This window comes from Winogradskyella ouciana (genome assembly GCF_009709615.1).
GTDB lineage: Bacteria > Bacteroidota > Bacteroidia > Flavobacteriales > Flavobacteriaceae > Winogradskyella > Winogradskyella ouciana.
In genome coordinates this window covers 118,037-138,106 of sequence record NZ_WJYA01000005.1, presented here as the reverse complement: position 1 = coordinate 138,106, position 20,070 = coordinate 118,037, and the positions used below count along the sequence as shown (strand labels likewise).

The following is a 20,070-nucleotide window of genomic DNA, read 5'->3' as shown; positions in this document are numbered from 1 at the left end:
ATCCTGCATAAAGCAGGATTTGATATCTAAGATTTTAAATTAAGCTTTAAACTTAATTCTTCAAGTTGTTCATCATCTATTGGTGCAGGTGCATCAATCATAACATCTCTGCCAGAATTGTTTTTTGGGAAGGCAATAAAATCTCGTATCGTTTCCTGTCCGCCTAAAATGGCAACCAATCTATCCAATCCAAATGCAATCCCTCCGTGTGGTGGTGCACCATATTCAAAAGCATCCATTAAAAATCCGAACTGAGCTCTAGCTTCATCTTCAGAAAAACCAAGGTGTTTTAACATAATGGCTTGTGTAGCTTTATCGTGAATACGAATTGAGCCTCCGCCTATTTCGTTTCCATTCAATACTAAATCGTAGGCATTGGCTTTAACGTTTCCCGGATTGGTGTCCAATAACTCCAACTGTCCTGGTTTTGGGGAGGTAAATGGATGGTGCATCGCATGGTAACGCTCGGTATCTTCATCCCATTCCAATAACGGGAAATCCATAACCCAAAGTGGAGCAAATTCATCAGGTTTACGTAACCCTAAACGTTCTGCCAATTCCATTCGTAATGCGCTCAATTGCGCTCTTGTTTTGTTGGTTTCTCCAGATAGGACCAGAATTAAATCACCGGCTTTTGCGCCAGTTTTTTCTGCCCATTTTGCCAAGTCGTCTTGGTCGTAAAATTTATCGACTGAAGATTTATAAGTGCCATCGTCATTGCAACGACAATAAACCATACCTAGAGCTCCCACTTGTGGACGCTTTACCCAATCAATGAGTTTATCGATCTCTTTTCTTGTGTAACTATTTCCACCAGGTACAGCAATACCCACAACAAGTTCAGCAGAATTAAATACGTTGAAATCTTTATGTTGAGCAACTTCATTGAGTTCTCCAAACTCCATACCAAAACGAATGTCAGGTTTATCGTTACCATATAAGCGCATTGCATCATCGTAGAGCATTCTCGGGAATTTCTCTACTTCAACACCATTGATTTCTTTTAATAAATGACGCGTTAGTCCCTCAAAGGTGTTTAAGATATCTTCTTGCTCCACAAAGGCCATTTCACAGTCAATCTGCGTAAATTCCGGTTGTCTATCTGCTCGTAAATCCTCATCCCTAAAACACTTTACGATTTGGAAATACTTATCCATACCACCAACCATAAGCAATTGCTTGAAGGTTTGAGGTGATTGTGGTAAAGCGTAAAATTGACCTTCATTCATACGAGAAGGCACCACAAAATCACGCGCTCCTTCTGGCGTAGATTTAATTAAGTAAGGTGTTTCTACTTCTATAAAACCATCACTAGACAAATAGTTTCTTACTGCCTGAGTAACCTTATGTCTAAAGATTAAACTTTCCTTTACAGGATTACGACGAATATCCAAATAACGATATTTCATACGCAAATCATCACCACCATCTGTGGTATCCTCAATAGTAAATGGCGGCACCAGAGAAGAATTTAAAATAGTTAATTCTGAAACTAACACTTCAATATTTCCTGTTGGAATATTTGGGTTTTTAGAAGCACGCTCTTGCACTTTCCCAGTAACCTGAATCACAAATTCACGACCAAGTTTTTGAGCTTTTTCCATCAAGTCTTTTGAAGTCTGTTCTTCATCAAAATAAAGTTGGGTAATACCATAACGGTCTCGTAAATCCACATAGACCATAAAACCCTTATCTCTAACTCCCTGTACCCAACCTGCGAGGGTAACTTCTGTATTGTTATGTGTGGCTCTAAGTTCACCACAATTATGACTTCTAAACATATTGAAAAATTAAATAATTCACCTTTGAATAAAGCTATGGCGAATAAGGTGCAAATTTAATATAATATGTGAACTTTATTTAACAACTGACTTTGAAAAGTTTAAGTAAGTTATTTTGAGGATTATTCAAGATTTTGCTTAAAAAACTGTTAAAAATTAAATATAATTCAGATATTTGGTACTAAACAATAACTAATTCTAAACAAATGAAAGAAAAATCGATTTTATTAAAATGGCTTTTGTTTTCGTTTTTCTTGTTCCCTGCGATGTTGTTTGCGCAACAAGTTACAGGAAAAATGACAGACAAGGCTAGTGGTATTCCAATTGCAGGAGGATCTGTACTTGTTAAAAACACAACAAACGGAACCTCAACGGATTTTGATGGTAATTATACCTTAAACGTGGATAGTTTCCCCGTTACGATTGTATATTCTTATTTAGGCTATACAACTCAAGAGATTGTTGTTAATTCGGCATCCGTTGTTAACGTTGTAATGGAGGAGTCGGCTACATCTTTAGACGAAATTGTAGTTACAGGTTTGGCATCATCCACTAAACGATCTAATGCGGCTAACGCAGTTGCCTCAGTTTCTGCAGATGAATTAACCGGTGTAACAGTACAATCTGGATTAGATGGTGCACTCTCAGGTAAATTTACAGGTGCTGAGATTAAGGCCAATTCTGGTGCTCCAGGTGGTGGTATTTCTATGCGCTTAAGAGGTGTAACTTCTATCTTTGGAGACCAACAGCCATTATTTATTGTAGATGGTGTTTATGTAGATAACCAATCCATAGGTTTGGGAAATAATATTGTAAGTGAAGCAGCTGGTGGTGGTAACACGTCCACTAACCAAGATGACGCTTCTAACCGTATTGCTGATATCGATCCAGAAGATATCGAAAGTGTAGAAATTTTAAAAGGTGCATCTGCGGCCGCAATCTATGGCTCTAGAGCAGCAGGAGGTGTGGTTCTTATTACTACTAAAAGAGGAAGACAAGGGAAACCGCAAGTGTCTTTTTCTCAAGTAACCGGTTTTAGAAGTCCAACACAATTATTAGGATTGAGAGATTACACCCAAGAACAAATTACGGCGTTAGGTGGTCCAGATAATCCTGTTTTAAGAGATTATGAAGCCGAATTGTTTGACCATACAAGAGTATCTTCTACAACCAGATTTTCAACTTCTGGTGCTAATGATAAGACAGATTATTTCTTTGGTGCTACTCACAGAAATGAACCTGGTTTAGTTGATAATACAGGGTACAAAAAGAGCTCTATAAGACTTAATATTGGTCAGCGTTTTAATGATTGGTTAGATTTATATGTTACAACCAATTACATCAATTCAGAATCTGATAGAGGTTTCTTTAACAATGGAAATGCTAACAGAACAGTTGGTTATGCATTGGCATTTACTTACCCTTGGGAGGATTTATCTCCAGTTGATGGAGTGTTTCCTCAAGGAGGTGCAGGATCTAACGTTTTAGAAACAGTGGCAATAACCACTAATAGAGAAGAGGTTAATCGTTTTATTGGTAGTGCAAAAACTAATATAAAACTTCTTACCACAGATTCTAATAGGTTAAAGCTGGTATTTGAAGGTGGTTTTGATCAGTACACACTAAGAACCACAAGTATTTTCCCAAGCGCTTTAACTTATTTTAGAGATCCTTCATCTTTAGGAGGAGTCGCTATATCAGGTACAACCGTGAACACTAATTTTAACCTATCCGCATTTTTAGTTCACAACTTATATTTAGATAATGGATTGGAGTTCACAACTCAAGTTGGTAGCTTCTTACAAGATTTTGATAGAAATACTGTAACTACTATTGGTACCGGATTAAATGGATCTCAAACAAGTTTGAGCCAAGCATCTAATATTTCCACTAATCAATTGATAATCCCTCAAAGGGATAAAGGATTCTTTGTACAAGAAGAAATCAATTATCAAGATCAGATTATTGCTACATTAGGTATTAGAGGGGATAAATCTACTAATAATGGTAATGCAAATCAGTTTTATTATTATCCAAAAGCTAACCTGGCAGTTAACCTGAGTAAGTTTGATTTTTGGGATTTTGAAACGATTAATTATTTTAAACCAAGAATTGCTTACGGTGAAGCTGGACGTTTTTCTACGTTCAACCAAAGGTTTGCTACAATGAATGCACAATTCATTGATGGTCAATCGGGTTTAAGCCCTGCTAATTTAAGAGGAAACTCAAATATAGGACCTGAGAGACAGTCTGAGTTGGAGTTTGGATTTGATCTAGGAGTATTAGATAATAAGTTTTTATTAGAGGTTTCATTCTATAACAAACAAGTCAAAGATTTATTATTAAACTCTCAAGTGCCAACGTCATCTGGTTTTACTCAAGCACCAGTAAATGCAGGTACCTTACAGAACAAAGGGGTTGAGTTAGGATTAAATGTTAATGTATTAGAAAAAGAGGATTTGTCTTGGAACGCTAACTTTAAGTGGTGGAAGAACAAGTCTGAAATTACGGAATTAGATATCCCTTCATTTACAACAGGTGGTTTTGCAGCTTCGTTAGGTACATTTCTAATTCAAGAAGGCAAAAGTGCCACTCAAATTGTTGGAACATACGATCCTGATGCTTATACTGCAGAAGAGATTGCTAGACGAGATCCAGAAGGTGACGGTTTCTTCGTTTATGGTAATGCAGAACCTGATTTTCAAATGTCATGGTATAATGAAATCAATTACAAGAATTTTGATTTTACGTTCTTATGGCATTGGAAAAAGGGAGGGGATAATATAAATTTATCAACCTTATTATATGATTTGGCTGGTACAACTTGGGATTATAATGACACTGGTCTTGATCCTTCAGGTCAGCTTAATAATGGAGACTATAGAGCAAGTCAGGCCTTTGTTAATCCAGATCCATATATTGAAGATGCAGGTTATATAAGACTAAGAGAAATAGGTGTATTCTATACTTTACCAGAAGGTCTCATTAAATATGCAACAAAAATAAAAGTAGGTCTTTCAGGTAGAAACCTCATTAATATTTTTGATTACAACAGTTATGATCCTGAAGTTTCTAACTTTGGTAATAATGTATTAGCAAACAACATTGAGGTAACACCATACCCACAGTCAAAGTTTGTCAACTTTCACTTAAATGTTAACTTCTAAAAAAAAAATTATGAAAAAAATAGCAATAAAATTTGTCTTTATGTTTGCCGTGATACTCTTTTCGGGTTGCGAGCTTGAAGATATAGAAAATCCTAACGCACCTACTGTTGGCAGTTTTGAAGAAGGCGCTACAGCAGAAGATGTTAGGTTATTGGCAGTTGGATTAGAGGCTGTCATGCGAAATGATCTGGCATTCCACTATGATACAGTAAGTATTTTAGGAAGAGAATATTATGACTTAACAGGAGTAGATCCTCGTTATACGGGTGAATTGTTAAAAGGACCCTTAGACAATAATGGCTTTTTAACCACTAGAGCATATGCTGCTTGGTATAAGGTGGTAAAGTCTGCCAATATACTTATTGAAGCAGTAGAAAATTCCGCAGCTGGTTTTACAGATGAGGAAAAGAACAGCTACTATGGATATGCCAAAACATTAAAAGCTTATGCTTTACTTATGGTGGCTAATAGGCAGTTTGACAATGGCATACGCTTAGATGTTGCTGACCCAGATAATCTTGGGCCAAATGTTGGCTATTCTGAAGCGCTTACAGGTATAATGGAGTTGCTGAATGAAGCTAACGCAGATTTAGCGAGCGCTTCTGCAGATTTTGATTTTGACCTTAGCTCAGGCTTTGATGGTTTTGATACTACGGCTTCTTTTGCGGAGTTTAATAGAGCCATAGCATCAAGAACTGCGCTTCACCAAGGTAATAATGGTTTAGCCTTATCATTGCTGGGAGATTCTTTCTTCGATATCAATGGTGACTTATACAACGGCGTAGCACATGTTTTTGGTCTTACAGGTAATGATATACTAAATACTCAGTTTCATGTGCCGTTACAGTCGGGACAAGAGTTTATGGTACACCCAACTTGGATAGCTGATGCGGAAGCAGGAGATACTCGCGTAGATGAAAAAGCTATTTTATTACCAGGAGGAACTATGTTTGATGGGCTTTCTGCTGACTATCAAATAGCAGTATACGATAGCCAGGTTGATCCAGTTTATTTAATAAGAAACGAGGAGTTGATTCTAATCTATGCTGAGGTTAATATTGGAACCAATGATGCAGAAGCTATAGCAGCTATCAATAGAGTTAGAAATGCAGCTGGGTTGCCAGATTATGCAGGTCCTGTTGATGCGACAAGTCTTTTAGATGAAGTTTTACGTCAAAGACGTTATTCTTTATTGGCTGAAGGTCATAGATGGATTGACTTGAGGAGGTTAGATAGGTTAAACCCTGCAAATATTCCTCTAGACAGATCTGGAGACAATATTATAAATGCGTTCCCAACGCCATTTACTGAAAATCTAAATTAATTTTAGAGTAGTCTATTTTAAAAAGCCTCAACTTAAATAGTTGAGGCTTTTTTTATGACTTTTATTTGTCTAATGCAATCTTTCTATTTTCTGTCAGATCATCATCGAACGTCTCTGTTTCAGCAGCGACATCTGAACTGAATTTTCGTCTTGCCCACATTTTTAACTTCATACTTAGGAAGAATAAAATTGGGACAACAATTAACGTTAGGAACGTTGCAATGAGTAGTCCGTAAATAACTGTCCATGCCAATGGTCCCCAAAAGACAACGTTGTCACCTCCCATATAAATATTTGGGTTAAACTCTGAGAATAAGGTGAAGAAATTAATGTTTAATCCAATCGCTAACGGAATCAATCCTAAAATTGTAGTAATAGCAGTTAGCAATACTGGTCTTAGACGTGCTTTTCCTGCTCTTACAATGCAATCAAAGAGGTCATCAGTTGATAGGTATTCATCGTCTTCTAAATCTAGTTCGTTTTTCTTTCTATCTATAAGTAATTGCGCGTAATCCAAGAGCACAACACCATTGTTAACTACGATTCCTGCAAGAGAAATAATACCTACCATGGTCATCATAATTACAAAAGCACTGCCTGTAATTACGATACCACCAAATACACCAATCAAGCTCAATAATATGGCTAACATGATTATCGTAGGCTTAGAGATGGAATTAAATTGAAATATCAAGATAAAGAATATTAAGCCCAATCCTGTAAAGAAAGCTCCCATTAAGAATGCCATTTGTTTATTCTGTTCTTCAATCTGTCCTGTATAATCAATCTTGATATCAGATGGTAATCCTTCAAAACTTCTCATTTCATTTTGAATTTGGGTTACAATCGCACCTGCATCTGTATAGCCTGGAGCCAACGCTGAATAGACAGTTACAACACGCTTAGTATCCTTATGCTTAATAGCACTAAATCCTGAATTGTTTTTCTGACTTGCGACCGCAGATAATGGAATTTCCTTTATCTGACCTGTGTTATCCCTAAAGATGATATTTTGGTTGAATAGAGCGCTCGTGTTATACCTAAGGTCTTCATCAAATCGAACATAAATATCAAAATCATCGCCATCTTCCTTGTAAATTCCAGCTTTTGATCCAAATATGGAATTACGCAACTGGTCACCAATTTGTTTAGCAGAAACACCCAATTCACCGGCTTTTTCACGGTCGATTTCAACTTGCATCGTTGGTTTATCTTTGTTGACATCAATTTTAAGTTCATCGATTCCAGCAATATTTCTTGAATTGATGAAATTTCGCATCTGCTCAGCAGTAGCAATAAGCTCGTTATAATCCTTGCCTTCTAACTCAATATTAATAGGCGCTCCAGCAGGTGGTCCGTTTGCATCTTTTTCAACTGAGATTAAAACCCCAGGATATATTCCCACGAGAGCTTCCTGTACCTTTTGTCTCAATAACTCACTGTCTTCACCTCTACGGAATTTATATTCGCGCATGGATGCTGTAATTTTTGCTTTGTGAGGCATTTCTGCTGCGGAACCACCATCAGTTTGTGGATTCCCAGCACCTTCTCCAACTTGTGATACAGCACTTTCTACTAAAAAGTTTCTGCCATCATCTATATACTGATTTTGGTTGATGACATCGTAAACACGTTCTTCAATCTGTTTTGTGATGGCATTGGTTTTCTCAATTGCAGTACCTTCAGGATATTCTATATAAACAATGATTTGGTTAGGTTTGTTATCAGGGAAAAACTCAATTTTTGTTCGTTGCTGGTCGACAGAGACTCCAAATGACATAAAAGCGACAATTAACAATAAAAATGTTCCACCAGTTAGTAAGTAAGGACGCTTTTTAGAAAGTGCTCTAGTTAGCATTTTCTCGTACCAGTTCTCTAGTTTTACCAAAGACTTATTCTGAAAATTGTTAGCCCATTTTCTGATGAAAAAACGGTATGCCCAAAGCATAATCGCTGTAAAAATCATTAGAGAACCCAATCCACGATATGGACCACCAAAAATGAGAATAAGCAAACCAATACCTGCAACAATAGCAGTGGTTCTTATAATTTGATTCAGAGGCATTTCTTTATCTTCAATCTTCATGAATCGAGATACTAAAACCGAATTAAAGAAAATAGCAACGAATAGCGAAGATCCTAATACTACCGATAGTGTAATCGGTAAAATCTTCATAAACTCTCCCATTATACCTGGCCAAAATGCTAATGGCACAAAGGCGGCAACAGTTGTCATAGTTGAAATAATGATAGGAAATGCAATTTCTCCAATACCTTTTTTGGCAGCATCAATTCTTTTCATGCCCTCATCTTCCATCAATCGATACACATTTTCAACGACTACAATTCCATTATCAACCAGCATTCCCAGACCCATAATCAATCCGAAAAGCACCATGGTATTTAAACTATAGCCGATAATGTTCAATAGCATCAGTGACATGAACATGGACATTGGGATAGCGAAACCAACAAAAAGTGCGTTTTTAAATCCAAGGAAGAACATTAAAACGGTAACGACGAGGATAACACCAAATATGATGTTATTTACTAAATCGTCAACCTGTCCAATAGTTACGGAAGATTGATCGTTGGTTATGGAAACTTCCAAATCCTGTGGAAATACATTGTCAATGGCATCTTGAACAATAACTTGAATTTGCTCTGCAGCAGCAACCATATTTTTACCGGCTCGTTTTTTAACGTCGAGCATAACAACTGGCTTACCAGACTTTCTCGCAAAGGTGGTTTTGTCTTCCTCATGAAAAGACACTTCGGCAACGTCTTTCAAATAAATAGCATTACCATTTTCAGATTTTACTACGAAATTTTCAAGTTCTGATGGCTCTTCAATTTCGCCAATAACCCTTATGGTTCTTCTTTGTCCGCTAGCTTTAATGTTACCAGCAGATTGTGTTAAATTTCCTTGACTGATGGCACCTAAAATGTCATTGAAATTGACCTTCGCAGCCATCATTTTATAGATATCTACTTCAACTTCAACTTCTTTGTCTTGAGCTCCACGAATGTCTGCTTTCTTTATCTCAGATAGGTCTTCTATTTCATCTTGAAGATATTCTGCGTAGTCCTTTAGTTTTTCAACTGGATAATCTCCCGAAACATTAATATTTAGGATAGGCATTTCTTCAGAGAGGCTCAATTCAAATACATCTGGTTCTACTTTTGCACCATTGAAGGTTGGCCAGTCTTCACCAGAAGTTTCAGAATCAATTTCATCTTTTACTTTTTGCTTGGCTTGCTCTACAGTTATGTTTTCATCAAATTCTACAATAACGATAGAATAATCTTCTTGTGATGTTGAAGTGATTTCAACCACATTACTTACCGTTTTGAGTTGGTCTTCCAAAGGGTCTGTAACGAGCTTTTCGATATCCTCAGCAGTATTTCCTGGGTAAACCGTGCTGACATAAATCTTGGTTTCGTTAACCTCTGGGAAATTTTCCCTTGGCATACTAAAGAATGCTGAAATTCCCAGAAAGAAGAACACAGCAATAAGTACATACATCGTGGTTTTATTATTAATTGCCCACGAGGAAAGACCAAATTCTTTTTCTGTGTTTTTTTTAGTTTTCATCTTCGATTCCATTATAAGTTATCACTTCTACAGATTGTCCGTCGCGTACACTACGGGCTCCTTCACTAATAATTTCTGCACCTTCCTCAAGTCCGCTCAATATTTCTATGACATCACCTTGCTGGCGACCAGTTTCAACAATGACACGTTTAGCTTTGCCAATGCCATCAGAGCCTTTATTGTTAACGACATACACATACTGTTCGCCTTCAGCATTTTCTGAAATCACACTTTGAGGAATTAATAGTGCGTTTTCATTGGTGTAATCATTGATTTTTAAACGTGCGGTAAGGTTTGGTTTTACTGTATTGTTTTTGTTTGGAATCGGAATTTCCGCAGTAAAAGTTCTATTTGCAGGATTTATAAAATCGCTCACTTGGCGAACCTCAGTGTCTATAGTTTTTCCTAGTATTGGCAAATCTACTTTCACACTTTTTCCCACAGTGACGTCAGCTACGTAGCGCTCTGGTACTTCGGTCTCTATGAACATATTGTCTAGATTGACAATACGCATTAATGGTGTCTGCCCAGCAGCGACCACACTTCCTTGTTCTGTAATAACATCATCAATGGTGCCAGAAAATGGTGCTCTAACCGTTGTTTTTGCTATTTGTCTATTTAATTGGTTGACGGCTTCTTGTTGTGATTCGTATGCAGATTTAGCCTGTAAATATTGAATTTCACTTCCTATATTTTGATCCCAAAGACGTTTCTGACGTTCAAAAGTGGTCCTAGCCAATTCTGCCTGAATCTGTAGTTGAGCTACTTGCTGGCTTAAACCACCATCATCTACTTTTGCCAAAAGTTGACCCTTTCTAACTTTTTGACCTTCTCTGACGTAAACATTAGTCAAAATACCATTGTATTCGGGTGTTATGGTTAAAAGATCTTTCGTAGTTACGTTTCCTTGAAGTTCTAAAACGTGATTGAAGACTTCTGGATTGGCTTTAAACGTGGTTATTAATGGTACATTCTTGGTCGTGTCCATCGTTTTTATTTTGGCATCCAAAAGTTTTATTTGGTCATTGAGTGCTTGTTGCTCGTTTACAAGAGCCCCTCTTTTTTCACGAAGTGTTTTAAGGTCTCCGTTTTCAAGAACACTTTCTACAGAATTCTTTTTGTCGCCTGAGCAGGAAACAATTATAAGAGATACTAGGACTAATTGATATATATGTTTCATTATAATTGAATTTTAATTGTTGATTGGTGTGTTTAATATGGTTTCTAACTCTGCTTTTGCATTAATAACATCTAACATGGTTTGAAGCAGTTCTTGCTGAGCAGTATATAATTGTGTCTGTGCTTGTCTGAGTTCAAAGCTTGAGCCAATACCTTCAAAAAATTTGGTCTGATTTTTTTGCTCTATACGTTCTGCAAGAGCTAAGTTTTGTTTTTTGTTATCATAGTCTTCTATAGCAAATTTGTAGTTGCTTTTAGCCGTTTCAATTTGAAGGTATAGACGTTGCTCGGTTTCCGTTAGGTCGTCTTTAGACTTTTCTAAGTTAATCTTAGCGCGTTGGGTTGCTGCAATTCGTTTTCCCGAGCTGAAAATAGGAATGTTGAGATTAAGACCAAAACTTGAAAAACCAGCCCAATTCTGGTCATTATCAAAAAAGGTGAATTCATTGCTAAAACCAAGATATCCACCATTTAAATAGGCACTTAGCTGAGGTAGTGCTTTGGATTTTTCTAATTTTAATAGTAGTTCTTTTGATTTTCTGTCATTTGCCGCAATACGATAGTCTATGGTTGAAGTAACATCAAGCTCTTGACTTAGGATCTCTAAAGAAATATTTTCTAAAGTGAGGTTTTCAAGTGTATCTGTAAGCGTGGTATTGGTGTTATAATCAATACCTAAGGTTATGTTGAATAATTGATAAGCAATGCTTTTTAAACGATTGGCATTATTCAGGTTGCTTTTAAGGTTAGACAATGTGATTTGTAACTGCTCTACACTTTCTTGCTCTTCTAAACCATTTTCATAGATTTTGGTGGTTTCGTTTAAGTTTTTTTGAAGCACAGCCACATTACTTTCTAGAATTTTTACACTTTCCTCAGATAATAAAACGTTTCCATAAGCATTGATTACTGCCTCCCGTACCTCAAGGTCAGTTTTAGTTTTGGCATTTTCAGAAATTTCCAAAAACACTTTTGCAGATTGAAGACCGACTAAATAAGACCCATCAAACAATAATTGATTTAAGGTAGCCGTTGCGTTAACGTTTTGCTTAGTGCCAAAAATAACTTCTGCAAACTCACCAGGTTGCCCTCCAAAAAATTCTGCTGGAACTAACGAGACTTGCTGCTTTAAATTATTTTGATAGTTAATATTTGCGTCTAGTTGTGGTAAACCTGTGGCAGTTGTTTCCCATTTTTGTTGTTTTGCTGCTTCAATATCTCTAGCCGCATTCTTTGCCTGTCTATTATTTTCTAATGCGTAGTCTATGGCTTCTTGCAAGGTAAAACTTGTAGGTGTGTCTTGGGAAAAGACAACACTGAAGCACATTAGAAAAAGAAGGGTTGAAAGTTTTTTCATTGATGTTATGATTGATTTTTTGATATAAATTGGTTAAGAATTTTAACCCCTTTTGTTGTACAAATACCTCGTAAATGGTATTCTAAATAATATTCCATTAAGGTGTTCATTGAAAATGTTTTAAGCGGAAACAATTCTTGGTCTTTTAAAGTCACCATACCATTAAAGTAGATTCTAGATATAAAATCAATATTTATAGTGTCTCTATATAAACCTTGTTCTAGTCCGCGCTTTAAATTATCAGTAACACATTCTTGCATCACTTCAAATTGCTTGGATTTTAGCGCAGCAAAAATTTTAGGGTAATATTTTTGAAGCTGATATTGCGGAGAGGATTTTTCATTCTTTAAATGTTCCATCACAAACTGCTTAATGTCAAAAATTTCTTCAATGGGATTTTTTTCTAACGCACAAATACAGTCTATACCATAAGATATGGTTTCGAACATGTGCAATGTTGTTGCTTCAACAAGCTTTGTTTTATTAGGAAAATGGACATATATAGTTTTTTTTGAAATACCCATTTCACTGGCTATATCATCCATTGTCACACTCTTAAAACCGAAGTTTAAGAAGAGTTCTTGTGATTTGTCTATTATTTTTTCTCTCATAATCAGGCGCAAAAGTACGATAGGAAACTTTAAAAACAAAAATAGTTTCCATAGTTTTAATAATTATTTAACATTGGTATCATTAGTTTAAAATATGTTGAAAGCATTATTTTTGTTCCATGCAACATATAGAACAGTATCAGAAGTCTTTCATAACTTATATGGAAGGTTTTACCACAGATAAAGAGCCAAATAACCTATACCAGCCTATTAACTATATCTTAAAATTAGGCGGCAAAAGGCTAAGACCAGTTTTAACCTTAATGACTGCAGAAGTTTTTGGTAGTAATATTAATGAAGCTATGGATGCGGCACTTTCTGTTGAGGTCTTCCATAATTTTTCATTGGTACACGATGATATTATGGACGATGCACCTTTGCGAAGAGGAAAAGAAACCGTTCATGAAAAATGGGACTTAAACACAGGTATTCTGTCTGGTGATGCGATGTTGATTTTGGCCTATCAGCTGTTTGAGAATTATGAACCAAAAACATTCCAGGCTTTAGCAAAATTATTCAGTAAAACAGCATTGGAAGTTTGTGAAGGCCAACAATACGATATTGATTTTGAAACCCGAAATGATGTCGCCATACCAGAATATCTGAAAATGATTGAGTATAAAACAGCTGTTTTGGTAGGAGCTGCTATGAAAATGGGTGCAATTGTGGCCGAAGCTTCAAATGAAAATCAGGATGCCATATATGATTTTGGGCGTTATTTAGGCATCGCCTTTCAACTGCAAGATGATTATTTAGATGCTTTTGGTAATCCTGAAACGTTTGGGAAACAAGTTGGTGGCGATATTTTAGAAAATAAAAAAACATACCTCTATCTAAAAACATTAGAGCTTGGCACTGAAACGGAGAAAGTGAACCTAATAGAATTTATGAATAGTGATACCCTTTCTAACGACGCCAAAGTGAAGCAGGTTAAAACGGTATTTAAAACTTCTGGTGCAGCCGAAGCTACGCAACTTGCCGTAAAAGGTTATACAAACAAAGCTTTTGAAATCTTAAAAACATTGAACATATCAGAAGACAAAAAGCAACTGCTTAGAGCGTTTGGCGAGCAACTAATGAACAGAAATGTGTAATGACCTTACCATCAAGTTTTGAAGATTTAATCGCTGAGGCTAATTCGCTCAACCTCTATAGAAAGTTAATAATACAGTTAAATAAAGATTTATTATTGGCCAATGTGGATTTGGAATTTGATGAAGAAACTTTACCTACGAGTTTAAAGTTGGTCTTGCAAGAAACGGTATTTCACCTCATTCAAAATAAATTCTCAGATTATCTCAACTTGCTTTATCAAGTCGATGTTTCAGAAAAAAAGATTCGTTCCCTAAATGGTGAAGATTTAGTAAAACTTTCTGAAGATGTTACGTTTTTAATTCTTCAACGTGAGTGGCAAAAGGTCTGGTATAGAAAAAATAGCAGCCCATCCTAACCTTCCTTGAGGGAAGGAATGCTTGCTCTAAAAGGGAGGTTTCCCCCATTCACAACCATTACAATTATAGAGGCTATCTGGAATGGGTTTGTCTAAATACATTTCATAATATTTTGGTTTATCTACACTGTATTTAACTAAGAATTTTTTACCAAAATATTCTTCTTCTGCAATACTATTATTAATTGTTGTAGCTAATTCGTTAGTTATATTGTAGAAACCTTTTTTTTCTTTTCCATCAATTGAAAATAAGAAAGTAAAGCTAGGTGATGATTTTGATCCCCAGCCAAAATCTGTAATTTCTCCTATTGTATATGCTACATTTTCACTGTCTAAGTGTTTAACTCTATCTTTATAGCCAAAAAACATATATAAAGCCGCTAATACCATTACGGCAATTAATAGAATTGTAGATTTATTCTTCTTTACGATATTCATTATAAGACAACTTTAAATAAAAAAAACCTCCCTCTGGGAAGGTTAGGATGGGCCTCTAAAACCAAAATCGTACAAAAGGCATCCAAGCTTGGTTCTGTATGCTTTTGTCTTCGTCATAAAGCACATCATACCTAATACCAAATGTAATATTACCGCTTCGGTAACCAGCACCTAAAAACAGCGCAGGATACCAATAACTATCATCTGCATTTGCTACAAATTGCTCGTCAAAATCCCTATTTACATATAATTGCTCAAACTCAGTTGAGATTTGAAGTTCTCTATAAGGATTGAATAGTCCTATAACACTACCGCCAATGACGGTAGAATTAAAAACATCGCGTTGCGAACTATATTGAAAATTAAGTCCAATTCCTGTAGAAACATACGTGTTGTGTCTATACAGAGCTGCAGGCGCTAAGGCTCCGCTAAAAAAGCCATCACCAAAGTTAAGTCCAATACCTCCGCCAAATTGCACGTTTTTCCAAAAGCTATCATCATCAACGGTGCTTTGGGCATTTAAGGAAAACACAAAAAAGCCCATTAGAAGACTATTAATAATTAATTTTTTGGCAATGATTTTTCTGAATTTTATCATCTCAATAATTCTTAAATCTAAATTGTTATAAATATAATAAAACCGTTACTATATCTAGTAAAAGTTGTATTTTTGAAGAAATTTTGTAGAAACGACAACGTCTCGTAAATATAATGGATAAGTATTCCTTTCTCAACGCAGCACATACAGCATATTTTGCTGATTTGTATGACCAATACCTAAAAAATCCCGATTCTGTAGAACCTAGTTGGCGTGCCTTTTTTCAGGGGTATGATTTTGGTTCTGAAAATTACGGAATGGAAGGTGAAATTGTAGAGGGTGTCTCCACGCAAATTCCGGAGCAACTTCAAAAAGAATTTCAGGTTGTAAAACTTATTGATGGTTATAGAAGTAGAGGGCACTTGTTTACTAAAACAAATCCTGTTAGGGCAAGACGTAAGTATGCACCAACTCTGGAAATTGAAAATTTTGGCTTATCTAAGTCCGATTTGCAAACTGTGTTTTCAGCCGGTGAGATTATTGGCTTGGAAACTGCTTCGCTCCAGAATATTATAGATCATTTAGAACGAATTTACTGTGACTCTATTGGTGTGGAGTATATGTACATTAGAAAGCCAGAAGAAATCGAGTGGATTCAGAAGAAGCTCAATGTTAATGATAACCACAGCAATTTTACTCCTGACGAGAAAAAGTACATTCTAAAAAAATTAAATCAAGCAGTAACATTTGAATCGTTTCTCCATACAAAATATGTTGGACAAAAGCGTTTTTCACTTGAAGGGAATGAATCTTTGATTCCTGCAGTAGATGCTATAATTGAAAAGGCAGCCGATGAAGGTGTGAAAGAGTTTGTTATGGGTATGGCACATCGTGGCCGACTAAGCACGCTTACCAATATTTTCGGAAAATCGGCAAAAGATATATTCAGTGAGTTTGATGGAAAGGATTATGAAGAAGAAATTTTTGATGGTGATGTAAAATACCATTTAGGATGGACAAGTAACCGCGAAACCTATAACAATAAAAAAATCAATTTAAATATTGCTCCCAACCCATCACATTTAGAAACCGTTGGTGCCGTAGTACAAGGTATAACTAGAGCAAAGCAAGATAAAGAAGATATAACTGATGCTTCCCAAGTACTGCCGATAGTTGTGCATGGTGATGCAGCAATTGCTGGCCAAGGATTGGTTTACGAAGTGGTGCAAATGGCCAAATTAGATGGTTATAAAACCAATGGTACTATACATATTGTGGTCAATAACCAAATAGGGTTTACCACAAATTATCTTGATGGTCGCTCAAGTACCTACTGTACAGATGTTGGCAAGGTGACTTTATCTCCTGTGCTTCACGTTAATTCAGATGATGCCGAAGCAGTTGTGCATGCAGCACTTTTTGCATTACATTTTAGAATGAAGTTTAAGCGCGATGTCTTTATTGATTTATTAGGGTACAGAAAATATGGACATAATGAAGGAGATGAACCTAAATTTACACAACCACTTCTATATAAAGCTATAGCCAAGCATAAAAACCCTAAGGATATTTACGCAGCAAAGCTCATAGCTGAAGGTGTTGTAGACGAGGGTTATGTGAAGCATATAGAAGCTAGGTATAAGGCTAAGCTTGAAGAAAATCTCGAAGACTCACGTAAAGAAGATAAAACCGAAATTACTGCTTTTATGCAAGAAGAGTGGAAAGGTTTTGTTCGAGTTGATGAAGATGAAATGATGAAAACTGTAGACACTACGGTTTCAAAAAAGCTTCTAACAGATGTCACAAAAGTGATTTCTAATTTACCCAAGGATAAAAAATTCATTAGAAAGATTCAGCGTTTAGTGGAATCTCGACAAACCATGTTTGACGAAGATCGATTGGATTGGGCAATGGCAGAGCATTTGGCCTACGGCTCACTTTTGGCTGAAGGTTTTGATGTTAGGATATCAGGTCAGGATGTAGAACGTGGTACGTTCTCACATCGCCATGCAGTCGTTAAGGTGGAAGACAGTGAGGAGGAAATAATCTTACACAAGAATATTTCCGAAGACCAAGGGCAATTCAATATTTATAACTCGTTGTTGTCAGAATATGGAGTTGTAGGTTTTGACTATGGTTATGCCATGGCTAGCCCAAATACGCTGACCATATGGGAAGCGCAATTTGGTGATTTTAGTAATGGTGCTCAAATAATGATAGACCAGTATTTATCTTCGGGAGAGGATAAATGGAAAACATCAAATGGATTGGTTTTGTTGTTACCGCACGGTTATGAAGGGCAAGGAGCAGAACATTCTTCCGCACGTATGGAACGTTATTTACAACTATGCGCCAAAGACAATATGTTTGTAGCGGATTGTACTACTCCAGCAAATATGTTTCATTTACTACGTAGGCAGATGAAGGCCAATTACAGAAAACCTCTAGTGGTGTTTACGCCTAAAAGTTTGTTACGTCATCCTAAGGTGGTTTCTACTGTAGATGAGTTTGCAAAAGGTAGCTTCCAAACATTGATTGATGATGAAAATGTTAAGGCTGATAAAATAAAGACTCTAGTTTTTATGACTGGTAAGTTTTATTACGATTTACTTGAGAGAAGAGAAGAACTTAATAGAGAAGACGATGTAGCTCTGGTAAGAATTGAACAATTGTTTCCACTTCCAAGTAAAGCAATAGAAAATACCCTAAAAAAGTATAAAAATGCTGATGATATAGTTTGGGCACAAGAAGAACCACGAAATATGGGTGCTTACAGTCATATCCTAATGCATATTGATGGTGCCAAAAATTGGAGGGTAGCGAGCAGGAGACCATACGGAGCACCAGCAGCAGGTAGTTCTTTACGTTCAAAAATAAGACATCAACAAGTTATAGATTATGTTTTTGACAAGAGCAAAAACAATCAAAGAAAAAATTAAAATAACTCAAATTAGAGCTTAAAATAACAAAGCATGATTTTAGAAATGAAAGTGCCTTCGCCAGGCGAATCGATTACAGAAGTAGAAATAGCGGAATGGTTAGTAGAAGATGGTGATTATGTGGAAAAGGACCAAGCCATTGCTGAGGTAGATAGTGATAAAGCAACTTTAGAACTTCCAGCTGAGGCAAGTGGAACAATTACCCTAAAGGCTGAAGAAGGTGACGCTGTTGAGGTCGGAGCAGTAGTTTGTTTAATCGACACTAGTGCAAAACCTGAAGCTGATTCTACGACCACCTACAAAGGAGGCGACGAAGGTGGTAACGATGAAAATGTTGCAGAAGAATTAAAAAAGGAGCAAGAGCAAACACCAGATACAGGTGAAAAAGCACCTAATCCTGCTAACAAAACATATGCATCTGGCACTCCAAGTCCAGCAGCTAAAAAAATCCTAGACGAAAAAGGGATAGAGGCTAGTTCAGTTCCTGGCACTGGTAAAGATGGTCGAATTACTAAGGATGATGCTGTAAAAGCTACTCCTTCTATGGGAACACCATCTGGTGGAAGTAGAGGGTCGTCGCGCAGTAAAATGTCAATGCTACGTCGTAAAGTTGCAGAGCGTTTGGTGGAAGCTAAAAACACTACCGCAATGTTAACCACGTTTAACGAGGTTGATATGACACCAATTTTTGATTTACGTAAACAATACAAAGAAGACTTTAAAGCTAAGCATGGTGTAAGTCTAGGGTTTATGAGCTTCTTTACTATAGCTGTAGTTAGAGCATTAAAAATGTATCCTGCCGTTAATTCTATGATTGATGGTAAGGAAATGATTTCTTACGATTTTTGTGACATTAGTATTGCCGTTTCAGGTCCAAAAGGATTAATGGTGCCAGTGATTAGAAACGCAGAAAATTTAACCTTTAGAGGAGTAGAATCTGAAGTAAAGCGTTTAGCTATACGTGCACGCGATGGACAAATAACAGTTGATGAGATGACAGGTGGTACATTTACCATTTCTAATGGTGGTGTATTTGGTAGTATGTTATCAACTCCAATAATCAACCCACCTCAAAGTGGAATTTTAGGAATGCACAATATTGTAGAACGACCAGTTGCTGTTGATGGTAAGGTTGAAATTAGGCCAATTATGTACGTGGCTCTATCCTATGATCATAGAATAATAGATGGAAAAGAATCTGTTGGTTTCTTAGTTGCAGTTAAGGAAGCTTTAGAAAATCCAACGGAATTGTTGATGGATAATGATCCTAAAAAGGCTTTAGAGATGTAGAGCTAAAAAAAAATAGAAAAAAACAAAAAGCGCAATTTTATTAAAATTGCGCTTTTTTACTCCTAACTAACAAGAGTAACTAACTAAAATTAACTAAAAAAATTAACAGCTATATTGGCTGAGATTACTATAATAGAGCTTATGATAAGAAGTATCATAAATATTCTATCCCTTTTTGCGGTATTATCTTTCATTGTTTGCATAAGACTACATTTTAATAAAAAAGCTCTGCGCAATAAGCGTGCCCAGAGCTTTTGAAAATTTAACCTGAGGCATTGATTAATAGCGATGTAAAATTGCAAATAATAATAAAGCCATACTATACGTAACCTTACGTATTTTTTAATTTTTTTCCAAGAAAAAGGCCCTGAGTCGAAACCCAAGGCCAAAATAATCCCCTA

Annotated in this window: 13 protein-coding genes; 6 read left to right on the top strand and 7 right to left on the bottom strand. The window is 36.3% G+C overall.

The window, feature by feature from the left end:
- Window positions 1–26 precede the first annotated feature (26 nt).
- The gene (gene aspS, locus F1003_RS08195; RefSeq protein ID WP_155088808.1) at window positions 27–1,781 is read right to left on the bottom strand and encodes an aspartate--tRNA ligase; all 1,755 of its coding nucleotides are present in this window, start codon (window positions 1,779–1,781) and stop codon (window positions 27–29) included.
- Between the two features lie 206 nt (window positions 1,782–1,987).
- Between aspS and F1003_RS08190 the strand changes: the two genes are divergently transcribed.
- A complete protein-coding gene (locus F1003_RS08190) occupies window positions 1,988–4,948 on the top strand; it encodes a SusC/RagA family TonB-linked outer membrane protein (protein ID WP_155088806.1) in 2,961 nt (986 codons plus the stop codon).
- Window positions 4,949–4,958: 10 nt separating this feature from the next.
- Window positions 4,959–6,272 carry a RagB/SusD family nutrient uptake outer membrane protein gene (locus F1003_RS08185; protein WP_235898299.1) on the top strand — a complete coding sequence of 438 codons (1,314 nt, stop codon included), beginning with the start codon at window positions 4,959–4,961 and terminating at the stop codon, window positions 6,270–6,272.
- A 61-nt stretch (window positions 6,273–6,333) separates the two neighbouring features.
- Here the strand turns inward: F1003_RS08185 and F1003_RS08180 are convergent, their stop codons facing one another.
- The 4 genes from F1003_RS08180 to F1003_RS08165 are packed head-to-tail and all read right to left on the bottom strand — an operon-like array spanning window position 6,334 to window position 13,014.
- Window positions 6,334–9,867 carry an efflux RND transporter permease subunit gene (locus F1003_RS08180; protein ID WP_155088805.1) on the bottom strand — a complete coding sequence of 1,178 codons (3,534 nt, stop codon included), beginning with the start codon at window positions 9,865–9,867 and terminating at the stop codon, window positions 6,334–6,336.
- The gene (locus tag F1003_RS08175) at window positions 9,857–11,047 is read right to left on the bottom strand and encodes an efflux RND transporter periplasmic adaptor subunit (RefSeq protein WP_155088804.1); all 1,191 of its coding nucleotides are present in this window, start codon (window positions 11,045–11,047) and stop codon (window positions 9,857–9,859) included. Before F1003_RS08175 ends, F1003_RS08180 begins: the two co-directional genes overlap by 11 nt.
- Before the next feature lie 12 nt (window positions 11,048–11,059).
- Window positions 11,060–12,403 (bottom strand): TolC family protein, encoded by a 1,344-nt coding sequence (locus F1003_RS08170; RefSeq protein WP_235898298.1) that lies wholly within the window; start codon window positions 12,401–12,403, stop codon window positions 11,060–11,062.
- Window positions 12,404–12,408: 5 nt separating this feature from the next.
- On the bottom strand, window positions 12,409–13,014 hold the full coding sequence (locus F1003_RS08165; RefSeq protein ID WP_155088802.1) for a TetR/AcrR family transcriptional regulator: 606 nt from the start codon (window positions 13,012–13,014) through the stop codon (window positions 12,409–12,411).
- Between the two features lie 119 nt (window positions 13,015–13,133).
- Between F1003_RS08165 and F1003_RS08160 the strand changes: the two genes are divergently transcribed.
- Window positions 13,134–14,108 carry a polyprenyl synthetase family protein gene (locus F1003_RS08160; RefSeq protein WP_155088800.1) on the top strand — a complete coding sequence of 325 codons (975 nt, stop codon included), beginning with the start codon at window positions 13,134–13,136 and terminating at the stop codon, window positions 14,106–14,108.
- Window positions 14,108–14,464: a hypothetical protein gene (locus F1003_RS08155; protein WP_155088799.1), complete on the top strand. Its 357-nt coding sequence runs from the start codon at window positions 14,108–14,110 to the stop codon at window positions 14,462–14,464. Before F1003_RS08160 ends, F1003_RS08155 begins: the two co-directional genes overlap by 1 nt.
- A gap of 27 nt (window positions 14,465–14,491) precedes the next feature.
- On the opposite strand, the gene F1003_RS08150 is transcribed toward F1003_RS08155, so the two are convergent.
- Window positions 14,492–14,902, bottom strand: coding sequence for a hypothetical protein (locus F1003_RS08150; RefSeq protein ID WP_155088797.1), 411 nt, complete (start codon window positions 14,900–14,902; stop codon window positions 14,492–14,494).
- A 55-nt stretch (window positions 14,903–14,957) separates the two neighbouring features.
- Window positions 14,958–15,500, bottom strand: coding sequence for an alpha-ketoglutarate decarboxylase (locus F1003_RS08145; RefSeq protein ID WP_155088795.1), 543 nt, complete (start codon window positions 15,498–15,500; stop codon window positions 14,958–14,960).
- A 113-nt stretch (window positions 15,501–15,613) separates the two neighbouring features.
- Between F1003_RS08145 and F1003_RS08140 the strand changes: the two genes are divergently transcribed.
- Complete coding sequence (locus F1003_RS08140) at window positions 15,614–18,379, top strand: 2-oxoglutarate dehydrogenase E1 component (RefSeq protein ID WP_155088793.1); 2,766 nt, start codon at window positions 15,614–15,616, stop codon at window positions 18,377–18,379.
- 33 nt (window positions 18,380–18,412) lie between these two features.
- The gene (gene odhB / locus F1003_RS08135; RefSeq protein ID WP_155088792.1) at window positions 18,413–19,669 is read left to right on the top strand and encodes a 2-oxoglutarate dehydrogenase complex dihydrolipoyllysine-residue succinyltransferase; all 1,257 of its coding nucleotides are present in this window, start codon (window positions 18,413–18,415) and stop codon (window positions 19,667–19,669) included.
- Window positions 19,670–20,070: the final 401 nt, after the last annotated feature.